A 431-nucleotide genomic window follows, 5' to 3' on the forward strand; every position below is an offset into this window, starting at 1 on the left:
ACCAGCGGCGACTGGCGCAGCAGCAGCACCAGCAGCAGGCAATTCTGGAAAATCCCGTTTACCCACAGCGACTGGCCTGCGCCGCGCACATAGAGCGAGACGCCCACGACGAGACGCTTGCCGCCGTTCGGAAGATCACGGACGGGAATATCGGACATGCAGGTTCTCCCGCGGAAATCGGTCAGGCCAGGAGGCGCTCGACGTAGGCGTCGAGGTTCGCCGGATTATCGATCGACACGCGCTGCAGCAGGGCGTTTGCCTTCGCGCGGTAGCTGTCGAGGTTGGCGTCGTGCTCGCGCCAGGCCTGGTTCAGCACGCGCCCGCCCGTGGCCGAATCGAACTCCGGATAGTAGTAGCCGGCGTCGCCCAGCATCGGCGAATTGTGGATCAGCGGATAAGCGCCGTACAGCACGTCGTAATAGAGGTAGTTC

At 63.6% G+C, this 431-nt stretch carries 2 protein-coding genes; both read right to left on the minus strand.

Features of this window, described 5'->3' with window-relative positions:
* Nucleotides 1-158, minus strand: a 158-nt coding sequence (locus tag HWY05_RS38000) for a DUF2827 family protein (RefSeq protein WP_176061509.1), incomplete at its 3' end; no start/stop codon positions are given.
* Between the two features lie 23 nt (nucleotides 159-181).
* Nucleotides 182-431 (minus strand): DUF2827 family protein (locus HWY05_RS38005; protein WP_176061510.1); only part of this gene is annotated, 250 nt, incomplete at its 5' end.

The sequence above is a fragment of the Paraburkholderia sp. BCC1876 genome (assembly GCF_902833695.1).
Taxonomy (GTDB): domain Bacteria; phylum Pseudomonadota; class Gammaproteobacteria; order Burkholderiales; family Burkholderiaceae; genus Paraburkholderia.